Annotated in this window: 16 protein-coding genes; 9 read left to right on the top strand and 7 right to left on the bottom strand. The window is 36.9% G+C overall.

Going from position 1 to position 17280, the window contains the following annotated elements; translation table 11 throughout:
• The first annotated feature begins 47 nt into the window (after positions 1–47).
• The 3 genes from V3Z67_RS15565 (at position 48) to lpxD (ending at position 2522) form a co-directional block, all read left to right on the top strand.
• Positions 48–692, top strand: coding sequence for a DUF1579 domain-containing protein (locus tag V3Z67_RS15565; protein WP_330444189.1), 645 nt, complete (start codon positions 48–50; stop codon positions 690–692).
• Positions 693–918: 226 nt separating this feature from the next.
• Positions 919–1266: a hypothetical protein gene (locus V3Z67_RS15560; protein ID WP_330444188.1), complete on the top strand. Its 348-nt coding sequence runs from the start codon at positions 919–921 to the stop codon at positions 1264–1266.
• 266 nt (positions 1267–1532) lie between these two features.
• Positions 1533–2522 carry a UDP-3-O-(3-hydroxymyristoyl)glucosamine N-acyltransferase gene (lpxD, locus tag V3Z67_RS15555; protein WP_330444187.1) on the top strand — a complete coding sequence of 330 codons (990 nt, stop codon included), beginning with the start codon at positions 1533–1535 and terminating at the stop codon, positions 2520–2522.
• Between the two features lies 1 nt (position 2523).
• Here lpxD and V3Z67_RS15550 read toward each other — a convergent pair whose 3' ends face one another.
• Positions 2524–3276, bottom strand: coding sequence for an NYN domain-containing protein (locus V3Z67_RS15550; protein WP_330444186.1), 753 nt, complete (start codon positions 3274–3276; stop codon positions 2524–2526).
• A 528-nt stretch (positions 3277–3804) separates the two neighbouring features.
• The gene (locus V3Z67_RS15545) at positions 3805–4584 is read right to left on the bottom strand and encodes a hypothetical protein (RefSeq protein ID WP_330444185.1); all 780 of its coding nucleotides are present in this window, start codon (positions 4582–4584) and stop codon (positions 3805–3807) included.
• Between the two features lie 269 nt (positions 4585–4853).
• Between V3Z67_RS15545 and purL the strand changes: the two genes are divergently transcribed.
• The 4 genes from purL (at position 4854) to V3Z67_RS15525 (ending at position 10977) form a co-directional block, all read left to right on the top strand.
• Complete coding sequence (gene purL / locus V3Z67_RS15540; protein ID WP_330444184.1) at positions 4854–8513, top strand: phosphoribosylformylglycinamidine synthase; 3660 nt, start codon at positions 4854–4856, stop codon at positions 8511–8513.
• A gap of 130 nt (positions 8514–8643) precedes the next feature.
• The gene (locus V3Z67_RS15535) at positions 8644–9519 is read left to right on the top strand and encodes a hypothetical protein (protein ID WP_330444183.1); all 876 of its coding nucleotides are present in this window, start codon (positions 8644–8646) and stop codon (positions 9517–9519) included.
• A gap of 12 nt (positions 9520–9531) precedes the next feature.
• The gene (locus V3Z67_RS15530; protein WP_330444182.1) at positions 9532–10140 is read left to right on the top strand and encodes a hypothetical protein; all 609 of its coding nucleotides are present in this window, start codon (positions 9532–9534) and stop codon (positions 10138–10140) included.
• Positions 10141–10452: 312 nt separating this feature from the next.
• Positions 10453–10977: a hypothetical protein gene (locus tag V3Z67_RS15525; RefSeq protein ID WP_330444181.1), complete on the top strand. Its 525-nt coding sequence runs from the start codon at positions 10453–10455 to the stop codon at positions 10975–10977.
• Between the two features lie 1924 nt (positions 10978–12901).
• Here the strand turns inward: V3Z67_RS15525 and V3Z67_RS15520 are convergent.
• The 3 genes from V3Z67_RS15520 to V3Z67_RS15510 all read right to left on the bottom strand — a co-directional run bounded on the left by V3Z67_RS15520 (position 12902) and on the right by V3Z67_RS15510 (position 13911).
• Entirely contained in the window at positions 12902–13408 is a 507-nt protein-coding gene (locus tag V3Z67_RS15520; protein WP_330444180.1) for a hypothetical protein, read from the bottom strand.
• A gap of 90 nt (positions 13409–13498) precedes the next feature.
• Complete coding sequence (locus tag V3Z67_RS15515) at positions 13499–13681, bottom strand: hypothetical protein (protein ID WP_330444179.1); 183 nt, start codon at positions 13679–13681, stop codon at positions 13499–13501.
• A 26-nt stretch (positions 13682–13707) separates the two neighbouring features.
• Positions 13708–13911: a hypothetical protein gene (locus V3Z67_RS15510; RefSeq protein WP_330444178.1), complete on the bottom strand. Its 204-nt coding sequence runs from the start codon at positions 13909–13911 to the stop codon at positions 13708–13710.
• 76 nt (positions 13912–13987) lie between these two features.
• Here V3Z67_RS15510 and V3Z67_RS15505 point away from each other — a divergent pair, with 76 nt between their 5' ends.
• Positions 13988–14194, top strand: coding sequence for a hypothetical protein (locus V3Z67_RS15505; RefSeq protein WP_330444177.1), 207 nt, complete (start codon positions 13988–13990; stop codon positions 14192–14194).
• Between the two features lie 386 nt (positions 14195–14580).
• On the opposite strand, the gene V3Z67_RS15500 is transcribed toward V3Z67_RS15505, so the two are convergent.
• A complete protein-coding gene (locus V3Z67_RS15500) occupies positions 14581–15288 on the bottom strand; it encodes a hypothetical protein (RefSeq protein WP_330444176.1) in 708 nt (235 codons plus the stop codon).
• Between the two features lie 94 nt (positions 15289–15382).
• Positions 15383–15691 (bottom strand): hypothetical protein, encoded by a 309-nt coding sequence (locus V3Z67_RS15495; RefSeq protein ID WP_330444175.1) that lies wholly within the window; start codon positions 15689–15691, stop codon positions 15383–15385.
• Positions 15692–16214: 523 nt separating this feature from the next.
• Here V3Z67_RS15495 and V3Z67_RS15490 point away from each other — a divergent pair.
• A complete protein-coding gene (locus V3Z67_RS15490) occupies positions 16215–17273 on the top strand; it encodes an NAD(P)-dependent alcohol dehydrogenase (RefSeq protein WP_330444174.1) in 1059 nt (352 codons plus the stop codon).
• Positions 17274–17280: the final 7 nt, after the last annotated feature.

Here is a 17280-nt window from a genome sequence, read left to right as displayed (position 1 = left end):
TATTATTTTTCATAATTTTGTTAAACAACCCACAAAAACAAGCAATTATGAAAAAAATCTTTATTACCTTTTCAGCGGTAGCCGTGTGCCTTGCTTCGTGCAAAAAAGAGGAAAAGATGGATTCAGGAGAACCCATGATTACAGACTCTGTTCACACGGAAGAGCCGGCACCTATGGCTGAAATGGACTCTGCTACTGTAGCAAACGCCTGGATGGAATATATGACTCCGGGTGAAGCACACAAGATGATGGCAAATGAAGAAGGTAATTGGAACTGCGATATGACTTTTTGGATGGGGCCTGATACACCACCACAAAAAGAAACTTCGAGCTGTGAAATTAAAATGATACTTGACGGACGTTATCAGCAATCTACCTACACCGGCAACATGATGGGAATGCCGTTTGAAGGTATTTCAACAGTTGCTTATGATAATGCAACAAATGAATATGTCTCTACATGGATTGACAACATGGGGACCGGTATGATGGTAATGAGAGGCACCTTTAACGGTAATACCAGAACCACCACCCTAAACGGTACCATGGTAGACCCTGTTACCAAAACCGTGAAAGAAGTGCGTGAGCTCTATGATATAGTAGACGAAAACACACGTAAAATGCAAATGTTTGAAACCCCTAAAGGCGGCAAGAAATACAAAAGCATGGAAATTATACTTACAAGAAAATAATCTTTATTTTTTAGAATTATTCCCCCGAATAATTTTAAATCCCCAATCCCGCCCACAAACGGCGGGATTTTTTTTATAAATTATATTCATTTTATTACGGAATACCGTAATAAAATAATCATAAAATCGATTAAGTGTAGGTAAACTCAGTTTAAAAGTGTTAATTTTTTTACTATTATTTAATCAACAACACCTAAATTTACTAAAAATCAAATCATACCCCATAATGAGTGATTCGGGAACATCATTTTTATTCCTGTGCAGAAAAATGTATTTTGACGGTTATACCCCATCAAACAAAAACTTACACCCTTCTGAAAACTACCAAACGCTTTGTAACCTAGCTCAACAACTTATTGCCAAACGAGGAAACGAAGGCTTTGCACTATACTTTTGTGAATCACAATATCTGGTAGATTTATGGGCTGCACATTTTATACTGGAATACGGACGCCCGTCTGAAATCATGAAAACAAGAGCACTGTATGTAGTAAACAAATATGCCCAAATGTCTATCAAAATAAAACTGGCTCAGGAAGAAAAAGCCTGGCTTAAGGAAAACGGATATGTTTAATACTACAGCGCCCATGCCGTGCTATATCTAACTTTGCTGATAACCTTACTTCAAAATCACTCAAATAAGCATTAATAAATTATCATATTTCTATTATTTAATAACAGGCACAGTAGTTTTTTAAAAATATTATATGTTAATTTGGCGTTAACATAAAAAAAACAAACAATAATCATTAATTAGTAGTTAACTGATAAGACAGTTAATTATCTAATATTTTTAATTCATTCTGTACCCTACCTACAGAACTAATACCTCATGTATTTATGAAATCATACACATTACAGCAAATTAATGATATTATTAATGGTGTAATTGAAGGAAACACTACTAACGAAGTAATGTCTCCCGAACAACTGGAACTTGCAAACACCAATCAGATAACATTTATTGGTAATAAAAAGTATGAAAAGCTATGGGAAAAATCTAACGCCTGTATAGCTGTAGTAAACAAAGACATATCTATACAACCGGGAGACAACAGGGCTTTTATTAAGGTAGATAATGCCGACTTAGCCATGTCGCAAATACTGGAGCTGTTTGCACCGGCACCTCCGTGTTTTGAGAAAGACATACACCCTACTGCCACTATACACCCTAGTGCAAACATAGGTAGTAATGTAAAAATAGGTGCAGGCTGTTATATAGGTGCTAATGTAACCATTGGCGATAATGCTGTTATTTATCCTAATGTAACCGTACTTGATGAGAGTACCATAGGTAATGGTACAACAATATGGTCGGGTACAGTGGTACGTGAGCGTTGTATAATAGGTGCTCTTTGCATTTTACACCCTAACTGTACTATTGGTGCCGATGGGTTTGGGTTTAGGCCATGCCCGCAACAGGGACTGGTTAAAGTACCACAAATTGGTAATGTAGTAATAGGCAATAAGGTAGAAATTGGCGCAGGTTCATGTGTGGATCGCGGTAAGTTTAGTTCTACCATTATTGGCGACGGCTGTAAAATTGACAACTTAGTACAAATAGGTCACAACAGTGTTATGGGGCGTTTTTGTATTATGGCAGGAAACAGCGGATTGGCAGGATCGGTTACGCTGGGTGACGGAGTAGTTATAGGCGGAAGCGCCTCCATAAAAGACCACGTTACCATAGGCAGCGGTGCTGTTGTAGGAGCCGGTTCGGGCGTTACAGGTGATGTTCCTGCCGGGAAAACCGTTTTAGGCTACCCTGCAGTTGATGGAAGAGTTGCGCTTAAACAATGGGCTATCCTTAAAAGAATGGCAACCTCATAAACTACCTTTTTTTAGACTTCTTTTTTACTAAAGGATGGTTTAGTCCGTTTACAATGTTTTTAAGTATTTCATATTTAGGAAGGTTGTCAAACAATTGCGTGAGCGTTTTAAAGCCAAAAGCCCTGGGGTCAAAACTGGGATCTATTTTTCTTAGGTTAGACCCTATGGTTGCAATATAGGCTTCCTCATCCTCATTTATAGAAATATCAAAAGCCTTATCAATTATAGCAGTGCTAATAGCAGGCTTTGGTTTAAGCCTTGCTTTAGCTTTTGCTGTAGCGGTTTTTTCCTGTTCATCTTCCTCATCCTCAGTAATTACTGCCGAAATATTTTCGGTATAAGTGAAAATCTCACACGACTGTACAAAGGCTACCGGGGTTTGCTTTTGCCCTATCCCCATAACAAATACACCGTCTTCCCTTATCCTTTTTGCAAGCCCTGTATAATCACTATCGCTTGATACTATACAAAACCCTTCTACATTTTTGCTGTGCAATATATCCATAGCATCTATAATCAGCGAACTGTCGGTTGAGTTTTTACCCGATGTATAAGCAAATTTCTGTACAGGATTAAACGAATACTGATTAATAACCTCTTTCCATCCATTCATTTGCGGAGTAGTCCAGTCACCATATATTCTTCTTATAGTTGCCTTGCCATATTTAGAAACCTCTTCTATAATAGCCTGTATAAGCTTTGGTTGGGCATTATCACCGTCTATAAGTACGGCTATATTAAATTTACTATCCATTTTATTATTGGTTGATTAAGTAATATTTAACGGAATACTATATTTATCCGCAAATAATACTTCAATAAAGATAGGTAACATATACGGGTTTACCACTCTCTATCACAAAGTTTTCGTTATATGATAATAAGCAACATATTACCACCTATATTCCAGACAAATAGCTTATATTTGCATTAATCCTGAATCTTAAATGATAGTTTTTGTTTAGGCATACAATTAAAGAAAAAAACTATCGTGAGACGGCATACTCTACAAATTTGCTTCAACCCCACTCTTTTTCAAAAGCAAATCATTATGAAAATCTCAATTTTTTCTATCTCCGTTTTAGGAGTAATTCTCAGTATATTCACTCTTTTTGTAGGAGTAAACTATTCGCAAAATCTAAATAACTGGATTCATTTTAGCCTCGTTATTATTTTACTTTTAATAAGCATTATAGGAATACTTCTAAATTTTGAAGGCATTAGCATTTACCGAAACCGTGTTAGGTTAAGGTAACTTAGTACAAACTATGTTTTATAACTTCTATTTAAATAAATACTTTGGTGACGGATAAGATCTATTTTCGTCACCAGCGGAAACATATACCGTAAGAGTATCTCCTACTACATGATTCACTAAAAAGTTAACGGGAAGCATAGCCTCTCCGGCTAGCTTAGTACCATTTTTAGACAGGTAATGGTAATTTACAGCTGCTTTTCTTTTAGCTAAAAGAAAGAAACCCGATGTTATAGGTGATAAATCATATATGGTAGCCTCACATTTCTTTCCGTTTTTATATACTCTGTATATTTTAAGTCCGGGCATCATGCCAATTATAAGCAAAATGATTCCGACTAGAGGAAAAATAAAGAAAATGTAAAACAGTTTAAAGGGAAAAACAAAAGGCTCCAGTCCTACTATGGCAGACTGACTATTGTACACTTTTATCGTTATAGGGTCGTGTATTTTAATCAAATCGTTTGAAAGCGTATTGTACTTATCATTAAGGTCAAATGTTTCAAACTTGTCGTGTACCTCCTGTCCGTTATCTTTATAAGAATAAGATATTAAAACCGGATTCTCACCATTAATGTTTACATTGGTTTTAATAGTCATTTTATCTACAACTGCTTCTTTTTCTGTGCCTTTGCTGTAAATAAGCTCGTGGTCATATTTTTGGTATAGCTCTATAAACGATGAAACCATCATAAATGTTGGCACCATTACTATAATAGACAATAGGGTAAAAATAGCCCCTAAGAGAAATAATGTATTACCTTTTATAAGTTTAAAAAATAACGGGAAGCCAATCTGAGTTTGCATGTTGAGGTGTGTTTTTCTAGTAGTGCGAAAGTAAAAATTCTGCATAGAATACACAAAGCTTAACCATCATGAACAACATATAACCATTAGCCTTTGAGATTGCCGCGTCGTTCCTCCTCGCAATGACAGGAAGTACAGAACTTAAAACACTGCAACTACTCTACTCCAAATCAACAAAAAAGCAAATATACAAATAGGCATTTATGGTATTGCCAGTTATGGAAAATTAGATTAATTTTGCATTTTCAACAACGTAACTACTTTTTCTAATGATCCATTTCTTCGGAAACCAGACGAATACCGTTTTTGCAGTACAAACGCAAGGCGAACTTTCTACAGAGGATATTTCAAAACTGAACTGGCTTTTTGGCAACGCACATAAGATAGAGAAATCCGTACTGACGGATTTTTTTGTTGGGCCACGCGCCACAATGATAACGCCATGGAGCACCAATGCCGTAGAGATTACTCAAAACATGGGTATACAGGGTATTGTAAGGATTGAAGAGTTTGAAAAAACTACAGAAGACAATACTGATTTTGACCCTATGCTTTCACAAAAGTATAACGGACTTAACCAGGATATTTATACCATAAACATACAGCCGGAACCTATACTGGAAATTACAGATATAGCGGCTTATAATGAGAAAGAAGGACTGGCACTTAGCCCTGATGAGGTTGAGTATCTTGAAAACCTTGCCACTAAACTGGGACGTAAGCTAACGGACTCTGAAGTGTTTGGTTTCTCTCAGGTGAATTCAGAGCACTGCCGTCACAAAATATTTAACGGTACGTTTGTAATAGACGGTGAGGAAAAACCATCATCTCTATTTAAACTTATCAAGAAAACATCGCAGGAAAACCCTAACGATATCGTTTCGGCTTACAAGGATAACGTAGCCTTTATAAAAGGACCACGTGTACAGCAGTTTGCTCCAAAAACTGCCGATAAGCCTGATTTTTATGACGTTAAGGAATTTGACTCGGTTATATCGATAAAAGCTGAAACACATAACTTCCCTACTACAGTAGAGCCGTTTAACGGTGCTGCAACCGGTAGTGGTGGTGAAATTCGTGACAGGCTGGCCGGCGGACAGGGTTCACTTCCGTTAGCAGGTACAGCTGTGTATATGACATCGTACTCACGCCTTGAGGAAAACCGCCCTTGGGAAAACGGTATGGACGAGCGTAAATGGCTTTACCAAACCCCAATGGATATCCTTATCAAAGCATCAAACGGTGCATCTGACTTTGGTAACAAATTCGGGCAACCGCTTATCTCGGGTTCAGTACTAACCTTCGAGCACGAAGAAGATGCACGCAAACTTGGTTTCGATAAAGTAATCATGCTTGCAGGTGGTATTGGCTACGGTAAAGAGAGTCAGTCAATAAAACAAAAACCACAAACAGGCGATAAAGTAGTTATACTTGGTGGTGAAAACTACCGCATTGGTATGGGTGGTGCTGCGGTATCATCTGCCGATACGGGAGAATTCAGCTCGGGTATCGAACTTAATGCTATACAACGTTCTAACCCAGAGATGCAAAAACGTGCTGCAAATGCCGTGAGAGGTCTTGTGGAGAGCGACGAAAACCCAATTGTTTCTATTCACGATCACGGTGCGGGCGGACACTTAAACTGTCTGTCAGAACTTGTTGAGGAAACAGGAGGTAAAATAGATTTAGACAAACTGCCTGTAGGGGATCCTACCCTTTCGGCTAAAGAAATAATAGGTAACGAGTCGCAGGAACGTATGGGACTTGTTATTGGTCAGAAAGATATTGATACCCTTAAGCGTATTGCCGATCGTGAGCGTTCGCCAATGTATGCTGTGGGTGATGTAACGGGTGACCATAGGTTTACATTTGAGTCGGCTACCACAGGTGCTAAGCCAATGGACTTTGCTCTGGAAGATATGTTTGGCTCATCGCCTAAAACAATAATGACCGATAAAACGGTTGAAGCGAAATATGCTAACCCTGAGTACACTCAGGAAAACATACACAACTACCTTAACCAGGTACTTCAGCTTGAGGCTGTAGCGTGTAAAGACTGGTTAACGAACAAAGTTGACCGTTGTGTGGGCGGACGTGTTGCTAAACAGCAAACTGCCGGACCTATACAATTACCGCTTAACAACGTGGGTGTTATGGCACTGGACTTTGCAGGTAAAGAAGGTATTGCAACCTCTATAGGGCACTCACCTATTGCTGCCCTTGCCGATGCTGCTGCCGGTAGCCGTACTGCTATTGCAGAGGCTTTAAGTAACATTGTTTGGGCTCCGCTTAAAGACGGACTTAAAAGTGTATCGCTTTCGGCAAACTGGATGTGGGCCTGTAAAAACGAAGGTGAAGATGCAAGGCTTTATGATGCTGTACAGGCATGTAGCGACTTTGCAATCCAACTGGGTATAAACATCCCTACCGGTAAAGACTCTTTATCAATGAAACAAAAGTATCCTAACGGCGATGTTATCGCTCCGGGTACTGTGATTATATCGGCTGCAGGTAACTGTAACGACATTAACAAAGTAGTAGAGCCTGTACTTAAAAAGAACGGCGGAAACATTTACTACATTAACCTATCGGGCGATGCATTTAAGCTTGGAGGTTCGTCGTTTGCACAGGTACTTAATAAAGTAGGTAGCGATGTTCCTACTATTAAGGATGCTGCCAAATTCAAAACAGCTTTCAATACTATACAGGAACTTATCAAGAATGGTAAAATTGCTGCCGGACACGATATAGGTAGTGGTGGTTTAATTACTACGCTTCTTGAAATGAGCTTTACTGAGGTGAACCTTGGTGCTGAATATGACCTTACTGCCCTTAACGAGTCCGATACGGTTAAAGCCCTGTTTAACGAGAACATTGCGCTTGTTATACAGGCAGATGCAGCTGTAGAGGCAGAACTTGCTAAAAACGGTGTTGACTTTACCCTTATAGGTAAGCCTGCAGAAGGTGCTGTGGTTACCGTTAAAAACGGCGAAAGCAACCTTAGTTTTAACGTAAGCGAGGTTAGGGATACATGGTACAAAACGTCGTACCTGCTAGACCAGAAACAAAGTGGAAAAGTAAAAGCGCAGGAGCGTTTTGACAATTATAAAAACCAACCGCTAACATATAGCTTCCCTAGCCATTTTGATGGTAAAAAAGTAGCTATAGACAGCAGCAAGCCAAGACCAAAAGCGGCTATTATTCGTGAAAAGGGTTCGAACTCTGAGCGTGAAATGGCAAACGCTATGTACCTTGCCGGATTTGACGTTAAGGATGTACACATGACCGACCTTATCTCCGGCCGTGAAACGCTTGAGGATATTCAGTTTATTGGTGCTGTGGGTGGTTTCTCTAATTCAGATGTACTTGGTTCGGCTAAAGGATGGGCTGGTGCTTTCCTTTACAACGAAAAGGCTAAAACTGCTTTAGAGAACTTCTTTAAGCGTGAAGATACCCTATCGGTAGGTATTTGTAACGGTTGTCAGCTTTTTGTTGAGCTTGGGCTTATAAACCCTGACCACGAGAACAAACCGAAAATGCTTCACAACGATAGCCACAAACACGAAAGTGCGTTTACATCGGTTACCGTACAGGAAAACACATCTGTAATGCTTTCTACCCTTGCCGGTAGTACGCTGGGTGTTTGGATTTCGCATGGTGAAGGTAAGTTTAACCTGCCTTATGGCGAAGACCAGTATAACATTGTTGCCAAGTATGGTTATGAAGGTTATCCTGCAAACCCTAACGGATCGAGCTATAACGTAGCGATGATGGCAAGTAACGACGGTCGTCACCTGGTAATGATGCCACACATTGAGCGTTCTATGTTCCAGTGGAACTGGGCTTACTACCCAGAAGGTCGTGAAGATGAGGTTACGCCTTGGCACGAAGCGTTTGTTAATGCACGTAAGTGGATTGAGAACAAATAATAAGACGTTTAGAATATAGACGTTAGATAACAGACAAAAGCCCCGCAACTTGCGGGGCTTTTTTTATGGGGTTGTGTTAAAATAAAAATATTAAATTTACAGAACACTTAACAGCATTAACCTTACGATTATGCATGCATTATGGCTTTTAAATAATATATTTTTTTCGGGAAATGAATTCACAAAAAAGATAAACTTTGGAGATGAAGAAGTTAGTTTACTTATTACAAATTATGAAAAATCAAAAGCACTAAAGACTCCTTTTGATGATTGGATTCACAAGAAAATAGTAAACATTCTAATGATGCAAGCATATTCGCCTAATCCTTTAGATTCAGTATATATATTAACACCAAATGAAATTCAAAGAGATCAAGATACAAATGATATTCTACAAAGATTCGAGCTTAGTTTAAGATTAGTATATTATCCTCAAACTCAAATATCACATATTGCATCTCATATACCAAAAGCTGCAATAAGCATCCCTACATGGGATAGCTACAATAGCGTTACTTACTCTTCAAAAAACCAAATAAATGAAGATACTTTTGATCTTGTAATTAGATATTTCAATATTTTGAAAGCAAAAAACTTAAAATATTCTGAAAGTCTATATCAAATTCTTAGAATTGCTAACATAGGTGACCATCTTACTGAATTACTAAGCTTATGGTCGTTTATTGAGGGTTTTTGGAATCCAGACCCTTCAAGAGATTCAAAATTGGATCAAAGCTTATTATACATGTTAGAAACAGATTATGCACCTGGTAAAAACAGAAGAGATTCTGAAATAAATGGAATTACATCAGCAATACTTTCTCAAAATGAGAAAATAGGTGCACGAAAATATTCTGAATTAAGAAATATTTTAGCGCATGGACAATTTTTAAATATTCAAAATGCATGGACTGCTGACCAATGGAAGATTATTTATGAACAGCGAAATCTATTATTAGAAATAATTATTAAATCATTAATGAATTATATAGAAAGAACAGCATAATTTCAATTAAAAATGGAAAATATAACATTAAAAATTATAATACCTTCTATAGCGGTTTCAGTTTCACTTGTTTCATTATACATCTCAATGAAAATATCTAAACGCAATATACGGATTAGTAAACTTGAAGAAATATTAGAAATATTTTTTTTCTTACAAGTAACATATTCATCTGTTTATGAAATGGCTTCAATCATACTTCATTTTAAAAATGAAGTATCAAAGGGTAATGTTTACACTAATTTATTGGATAAATTTAAAACCGATAAAAAAGAACATCTTGAAAACTATAAAGATGAATATGTTGCAGAAAAAGTAGCCCGATTATATGTATTAACAAATGCATACATCACCGATAAAAAAAACAATTATTTAAGAATGAGAATTAGATTATTTATAGATCTAATTATTGCAATGAATGAAGTTATAGAAGATGAAGGAGAAAGTATACCTCTAATTATTAAAAATAGTCTACCAGATAATACAAAAATAAGCCCTTTATGTGATGAAATTGAAAATGATATCATTAAAGAAATGGGACTTGGTCATAAGAATCTGAACAGAAAAAATTATGAAACTTACAAAAAGAAAATGTTACAAACTATAATGCTTCCACATTAACTCCCCCCTGCTGGCACGAGCCTCATGCTCGTGTCGTAATGAGATATATAAAAAATAACTAAAAATGAGAATAATATTAGGTTTAATATTAATAGTTATAGGCATAGCAAATATTTATTGGACTTACAGGAAACCAAATAAATTTTTGCCAACAAGGAAATGCAAGAGCTTATTTAGTTTCATTAGGGCTTATAGTTTGTGGATTTCTTTTAATTTTTAATAATAACTTTCATATACTTAATTTGTGATGCAAATTTTGTTACTACAATGGCAAGAGCGTGACGTTCGCACTAGCTAAAAAACATCAAACCTATGAAAATCTCCACTATACTCCTTTTATTACTGGCTTTTTCCTGTAGTAATCCTGCAAATGAGTTTGATAATAAACTTATTAAAAGGATGGCTGATGAGGTTGTCACTACCGATGTACCTTCTCAATTTATAGGTATTGATTTTTATGTGAAATGTGAAAACGGAGATGTTGCTCAGGTAGGTGTTAATCTGCTTAGGTATATCTATAAGGAAAGTAAAACCGAAATCTCCTACGAAGAGTTTTTAAAGAGGGCTTTAAATCAAGAGGAGTTGTTTGCCGAATCAGAGTATATTAACTGTTTTTCATTAGATAAGAGGATTACAGAGCAGTACCATTCGCAGGGTTTTAAATCGTTATTGGATATTTATTTTGAAAAATCTGATAATGGATTGAGGTTAACAAAAGATTTACCTGAAAATGAACTGGAAACTTTATCTTACTATTGTTTCCTTAATAATTATATGCTGGGTTTTGATGATTATATAGGTGTTTATTACATCTACAAAACATCTGATTTATATTAAGATTGCCTCGTCGTGCCTCCTCGCAATGACAGGAGAAACTTTTACATATAATAGATTTCTCCACTACACTATGTTGCGGTCGAAATGGAAACAACACCAGAGTGAAGCTCCGGCATAAAACGCCGTGGCGTAAGCAAATTACAAAGGAGGCGTTAATAAGCATCCGGTGTTTGAGGTGATAGCCGAGTTCGGATGATTTAGCCGAGTGCCGTAATTTGTAGCCTAAGGGGTTAGAGCCTTGAATTTTTAGTTCTTTTGTTTCAAGATAAAAGGACAATTACGCTAAGAGATCCTTCCTACCGTCAGGATGACAAACCATTCAAACTTCACAGAGATTGCAACGTCGTACCTCCTCGCAATGATAGGAGAAACTTTTACATATAATAGATTTCTCCACTACACTATGTTGCGGTCGACATGGAACAACAGCAAGAGTGAAGCTCCGGTATAAAACGCCGTGGCGCAAGCAAATTAAAAAGGAGGCGTTAATAAGCATCCGGTGTTTAAGGCGACAGTCGAGTTCGGATGGTTTAGCCGAGTGCCGTAATTTGTAGCCTAAGGGGTTAGAGCCTTGAATTTTTCGTTCTTTTGTTTCAAGACAAAAGGACAATTACGCTAAGAGATCCTTCCTACCGTCAGGATGACAAACCATTCAAATTTTACAGAGATTGCCACGTCGTACCTCCTCGCAATGACAGAGGAACTTTTACTCATAATAGGTTTCTCCACTACACTGCGTTGCGGTCGGCATGGAAACAACAGCACGGTGAAGCTCCGGCATAAAACGCCGTGGCGTGAGCAAATTACAAAGGAGACGTTAATAAGCATCCGGTGTTTGAGGCGACAGCCGAGTTCGGATGGTTTAGCCGAGTGCCGTAATTTGTAGCCTAAGGGGTTAGAGCCTTGAATTTTCGTTCTTTTGTTTCAAGACAAAAGGACAAAACACAATTTGAGATTTCTCCACTACACTGCGTTTCGGTCGAAATGGAAAAAAGAATCCTTACCCTGCTGGCGCAAGCGGGACGCGCTCGCTATCTAAAGATTCCTCATTCCGCTACATTACGTATCGGAATGACAACACATTATGTCATTTCGATATGAAGAGAAGCGTAATGAGTCACGAGGCTGAAAAGCCGACTGATGGAATAAATCCCCCTCTAATGAAAGAGATGTCTCCACAAGGTAGACATGGAAACAACAGCAGAGTGAAGCTCTGGCATAAAACGCCGTGGCGTAAGCAAATTAAAAAGGAGGCGTAAATAAGCATCCGGTGTTTGAAGCGACAGCCGAGTTCGGATGGTTTAGCCGAGTGCCGTAATTTGTAGCCTAAGGGGTTAGAGCCTTGAATTTTTCTTTCTTTTGTTTCAAGACAAAAGGACAAAACACAATTTGAGATTTCTCCACTACACTGCATTTCGGTCGAAATGGAAAAAATCTTACCCTGCTGGCGCAAGCGGGACGCTCGCGCTAGCTATAGATTCCTCACTTCATTACATTACGTATCGGAATGACAAAACCTTGTGCAATTTCGATATGAAGCGAAGCGCAATGAGACACGAGGCTGAAAAGCCGACTGATGGAATACCCCCCCCTCTAATGAAAGAGATGTCTCCACAAGGTCGGCATGGAAAAAAATCCTTCATACCGTCAGGATGATAGGTTATCCAAAAAATATAAAAAGCAGTATTAGTATAACTACCACATACATCACTACAAGAAATGTATTGTTCTTTTTTGGTTTTATCTCAAATTGCTCAAAACCCTTTGTTTGTTTAGAATTACATACATAACAAAAAGTAGCACTTTCGCCAGCATATTACCACAACTAGAACAGGGTACCAAAGTGTAATTATTTTACTTTAAATATAACAAATAAAAAGGCTCTCTAAATTAGAGAACCTTTTATTATATTTTTTAATATAGCTTATGATAACAGTTTCCTGTTTATAGGCAGCCAGTACATCACCACAAACAAAAGTCCAAAAAACAAACCAATCCCTGCAGAGATAAGCATATATGCAAAATCAAAGTTTTGTAATATTGATACTGTTGTATAAATTGATAATAATACACTTATCACAGCTGCTACGGTATAAATATAAAGTCCTTTTAATTTTTTTTGCAACATATAAACAGCCCCTAAAATTTTACTACCTGCTATAACCCCATTAGTAATTATTACCGGTGCAAGCGGGTACCCAAAATCTATATCATTTGTGAGATATGGAGAAGTAACTAAATTAATAAACGAAGTTATAAGGCTAAAACCGGCAAATATTATGGTAAACACACATAGTATTTTTAAGAATAAATCGCTTTGTTGTGGTTTTATTTCAAATTGCTCAAAGCCTTCTGTTTGATTAGTATTACATACATAACAATAAGAGGCTTCCTGGGTAAGCATATTACCACAGCTTAAACATGGTTTCATGGTGTGATTATTTTTAAAATTTTAGGTTCGTAAAAATAAACATTCAAAAATTACCACAACAGTTTATAAAACAATATTTAGCTTTTAAAGTTAGGACTTTACTTTACGTTTTTTAGTACCGGTAAAGCCATAGTAAAATATAATAAACAGTATAGCATAATTAAAGTAGCGCTCCAGTAGAGGTTGTTGTACCTTGTAAACAACACTGTAAATATTATACGTCAATTTTAAAACCACTAATACAAGTGCAGCGATGGCCATTTGTTTTTTCATAGCTTTAAAGATACTGATTAAAAAAATTATTTACCTTGTTTTTCCCTTATATATTTGCCCAGTTGCAACATGGTGGGCACCCAAATATCTTTTTTATGTTTTTTTAGGTAGTCCAGTAATTTACGGTGTTCTACAAGGTCAATATTAAGCGGATGCCCGCCTCCTACTCCGTGAAAAATAAACACAATACAACTCCCTTTTTTCTCTGCTTCTTCAATTTCGGCAATCATTTGCCAGGCTTTAGTCCCCGACTCCAGAAGGCATATACATCGTTGAGGTTAATTTCCTTTATTGATGCGTAAACCGATGCTACTCCCCTGCCAGGCACAAATTGATTTTACCAGTAAAACATTAATAAGAGAAGTTACACCAAACGGACCTGTTTTGCTTATTGAAGAGTCTACTCTTGTTACCGAAATAAATAATAATTTTGGCAGTAATTTAGTATCTGTAGCTGAGGTTACCGAAGAAAATAAATGTATAAAATCGTCCTCTATTTTTATACCTCAATAAATATGAACCTCAAAAAGCTTATATCCCTAAAATTTATTATCACTCTGATTTGCAATCTCACTTTAATATTCTTTGCTTACAAAGCATTTGAACATGAAAAAAATCAAACAGAACTCTATCTAGTTAAAGAAGGAAAAAATAACATATGTAGAACTCCTTGAAACAACTCTTCAAAAACAGGAAGAAAGTGTTAGTAAACTTGAAAAGTTACTCATTGAAAATGATAATAAGATAAAAGAAAAAGAAGCAATTAGCAGTTCAACTAATTACTTCTTTTATCTTTTTATAGGTGTATTGATTTTGCTATATAATCTTGACTTTTTTTTCAACAGGAAAATAAAAGAACAAAAAATTGTTGAAAATGATACAGGAGAAATGCTCTAAGCCTATTGGCTTCCGCCGTTTTGTTCACATTCCATAATACATATATTTAAATCCATAGGTATGTAGTAATTCATAGCCATTTCATGATCTTGTATGGCAGATGATGCAAATTCATAATCCCTTAAAAAATAAACTGCCATGAAGAGTTGCCTAACAAAACCATGATTTTCTACATCAATTGCTGTACTGGTTGCATCCATACACGCCTCTTTACATGCCTCTACATCACCTAGTGGCTCCGGCTGAGGTATTAACTCGGGCTCAAAAATTTGAAGTAACGCTGTTGTATCGTCTCCTGCCTGTTCTATAAGGTCAAACAAATCGGTATTATTTTGATGCAACAATTCAAATTTTGTTACATAGTCATCAAACATCCCTTCAAACTGGGCTACTGTTGTAAAACCTGTATTAGAAATATTACCTGTTATCCAGTTCATCCATTGTGATTTACTGGAAAAGCTAACCCTGTTAGGAGCTACTTTACTGTTAAAAGCATTTATGGACGATTTAAAGTTAATATAATCCTGTGTTTGTGTCATTAACACATACATTCTTGCTGCCTTAGAGATACTGTCTGTAGGCATTGATTTCAGCTGAAATGAAATAGTTTCGGGTTGCTGATTATCTGTTGCATTATCAACATCTGAAGAACAGGAAAAATAAAATAATGTCGAAACACAAAAAATAAAGGGTAAGGCTAGTTTTTTCATAGGGATAGTTTCTAAAATTAATTTAACAATTTTAGATATAAAAAAACATGTTTATGTTAAATAAAACATAAAACCTTAAAAAAACCAAATAAAACTACAAACTTAAAGTACCATATACTTTTGTAATACCTGCATCAATAAATACCATTTGATTAAGCGTTCCTGTTATTTTTACTATCCTGAGTTTTTTGTAACCGTTTTCTTTTTCAAGGCTTTTAAGAAGTTCCTTAAGGGCAGTAAGCTCCTTTTTATCTTTTTCTATAGTTTCTCTTATTTTATATACACTTACAATTTGGTTAATTTCCAAATCGGTTGGATTAATACTTATCTCATTTTTTTTGAGACTGGCTTTCGTAAGAATGCCTTTAGCTAACAATAGCTGTTCACACAGTTTTTGTTCCATACAGTTGAGGGATTGAAGTAACTTATTTTCTTTGAGTTTAATACGGTACTATAAATTTACACCTTTTAAATTTATTAATCTACACCTAAAATACTCATTACCTCTATTTTAGCATAATTTAAAGAAATGCAGTGCTTTTTAACAATATAAATCAAAATCAGCTCTATGGTATTGACTCTTGCCTACCTTAGTTTATATAGGTTCAAATCTGGTATGTTGCGTCTTTTTATCATTATTTTTTTTAGTTGGGTAAATACAACGTTTGCTTTACAAATTGCTGTAATGAACCAAAAAACAATGTTTGAAAAACGTAATTTATTGTTTGAATTTTGCAAGTTTACCCGTTTACCCTTATCTAAATTTACATGGCTTTAAGGCAGGCATCAGTAAATTAAAAGGAAAGCTTATTGGCTTTTGATTTACTGATACTTATCTTAAATATTAGCAAAATATTAAAACCTGTTCAACAGGTTTTACCTTCAAAAATAACTAACTTTAAAGATTACCAAAAAACAAATCTATTATGAGTGTAACAAACGTAAAGGCTTATGGTGCACCAGCTGCCGATGCCGACTTAAAACAACTTACTATTGACCGCAGGGAACCAACTACTAAAGATGTTGAGATTGACATTTTATACTGCGGTGTGTGCCACTCTGACCTGCATACAGCCCGTAACGACTGGGGAGGAAGTATGTACCCCGCCGTACCGGGACACGAAATTGTAGGCCGTGTAACCCGTGTGGGTAGCGAAGTAAGCAAGTTTAAAGTAGGCGACCTTGCAGCCGTAGGTTGTATGGTAGACTCTTGCGGTGAGTGCCCTAGCTGTAAACAGGACTTAGAACAATATTGTGTACCTGGCTTTACCGGTACTTATAATGGTAAAGACACTCACTTGGGCGGACATACCTATGGAGGATATTCTGAAAAGGTAGTGGTAGATGAGCATTTTGCACTTAAAGTGCCCGAAAATCTTGACCTTGCAGGGACTGCTCCGTTACTGTGTGCAGGTATCACAACATGGTCACCATTACGCCACTGGAACGTAGGTCCGGGTAGTAAAGTAGCAGTTGTAGGTCTTGGCGGATTAGGCCACATGGCTATTAAACTGGCTAATGCTCTTGGGGCTAATGTTACCCTGTTCTCAAGAACTCCCGGAAAAACTCAGGATGCGCTTGACCTTGGTGCACACGAGGTGGTTATATCTACCGATGCCCAGCAAATGAAAAGTGTAGCAGGTAAATTTGATGTTATTATCGATACTGTGCCTTATGTACACGACCTTAACCCTTATGTAGGTACACTTGCCATTAACGGTACTCTGGTAGTTGTAGGTTACCTTGGTCCACTGAACCCGTTACTTAATACTGTACCTATGATTTTAGGCAGGAAAGCCGTAGCCGGATCGGTTATTGGTGGTATTGCCGAAACTCAGGAGATGCTTGATTTTTGTGGTAAACACAACATCACATCGGAAATTGAGGTGATCAAAATGCAGGAAATCAACGAAGCGTATGAGCGCATGATAAAAAGCGATGTACGTTACCGTTTTGTAATTGATATGGCTTCATTAAAAGCCTAATTGTATT

Origin of the sequence: Flavobacterium sp. C4GT6 (assembly GCF_036347315.1) — a bacterium.
In the GTDB taxonomy this organism is placed as follows: domain Bacteria; phylum Bacteroidota; class Bacteroidia; order Flavobacteriales; family Flavobacteriaceae; genus Flavobacterium.
The sequence above is the reverse complement of the archived record's forward strand: the minus strand, read 5'-3'. Positions and strand labels throughout refer to the sequence as shown.

Bases quoted from the DNA above. Each gene is read 5' to 3' on its own strand.
- V3Z67_RS15565 (WP_330444189.1), top strand. From the start codon at position 48: ATGAAAAAAATCTTTATTACCTTTTCAGCGGTAGCCGTGTGCCTTGCT.
- V3Z67_RS15560 (WP_330444188.1), top strand. From the start codon at position 919: ATGAGTGATTCGGGAACATCATTTTTATTCCTGTGCAGAAAAATGTAT.
- lpxD (WP_330444187.1), top strand. From the start codon at position 1,533: ATGAAATCATACACATTACAGCAAATTAATGATATTATTAATGGTGTA.
- V3Z67_RS15550 (WP_330444186.1), bottom strand. From the start codon at position 3,276: ATGGATAGTAAATTTAATATAGCCGTACTTATAGACGGTGATAATGCC.
- V3Z67_RS15545 (WP_330444185.1), bottom strand. From the start codon at position 4,584: ATGCAAACTCAGATTGGCTTCCCGTTATTTTTTAAACTTATAAAAGGT.
- purL (WP_330444184.1), top strand. From the start codon at position 4,854: ATGATCCATTTCTTCGGAAACCAGACGAATACCGTTTTTGCAGTACAA.
- V3Z67_RS15535 (WP_330444183.1), top strand. From the start codon at position 8,644: ATGCATGCATTATGGCTTTTAAATAATATATTTTTTTCGGGAAATGAA.
- V3Z67_RS15530 (WP_330444182.1), top strand. From the start codon at position 9,532: ATGGAAAATATAACATTAAAAATTATAATACCTTCTATAGCGGTTTCA.
- V3Z67_RS15525 (WP_330444181.1), top strand. From the start codon at position 10,453: ATGAAAATCTCCACTATACTCCTTTTATTACTGGCTTTTTCCTGTAGT.
- V3Z67_RS15520 (WP_330444180.1), bottom strand. From the start codon at position 13,408: ATGAAACCATGTTTAAGCTGTGGTAATATGCTTACCCAGGAAGCCTCT.
- V3Z67_RS15515 (WP_330444179.1), bottom strand. From the start codon at position 13,681: ATGAAAAAACAAATGGCCATCGCTGCACTTGTATTAGTGGTTTTAAAA.
- V3Z67_RS15510 (WP_330444178.1), bottom strand. From the start codon at position 13,911: ATGATTGCCGAAATTGAAGAAGCAGAGAAAAAAGGGAGTTGTATTGTG.
- V3Z67_RS15505 (WP_330444177.1), top strand. From the start codon at position 13,988: ATGCTACTCCCCTGCCAGGCACAAATTGATTTTACCAGTAAAACATTA.
- V3Z67_RS15500 (WP_330444176.1), bottom strand. From the start codon at position 15,288: ATGAAAAAACTAGCCTTACCCTTTATTTTTTGTGTTTCGACATTATTT.
- V3Z67_RS15495 (WP_330444175.1), bottom strand. From the start codon at position 15,691: ATGGAACAAAAACTGTGTGAACAGCTATTGTTAGCTAAAGGCATTCTT.
- V3Z67_RS15490 (WP_330444174.1), top strand. From the start codon at position 16,215: ATGAGTGTAACAAACGTAAAGGCTTATGGTGCACCAGCTGCCGATGCC.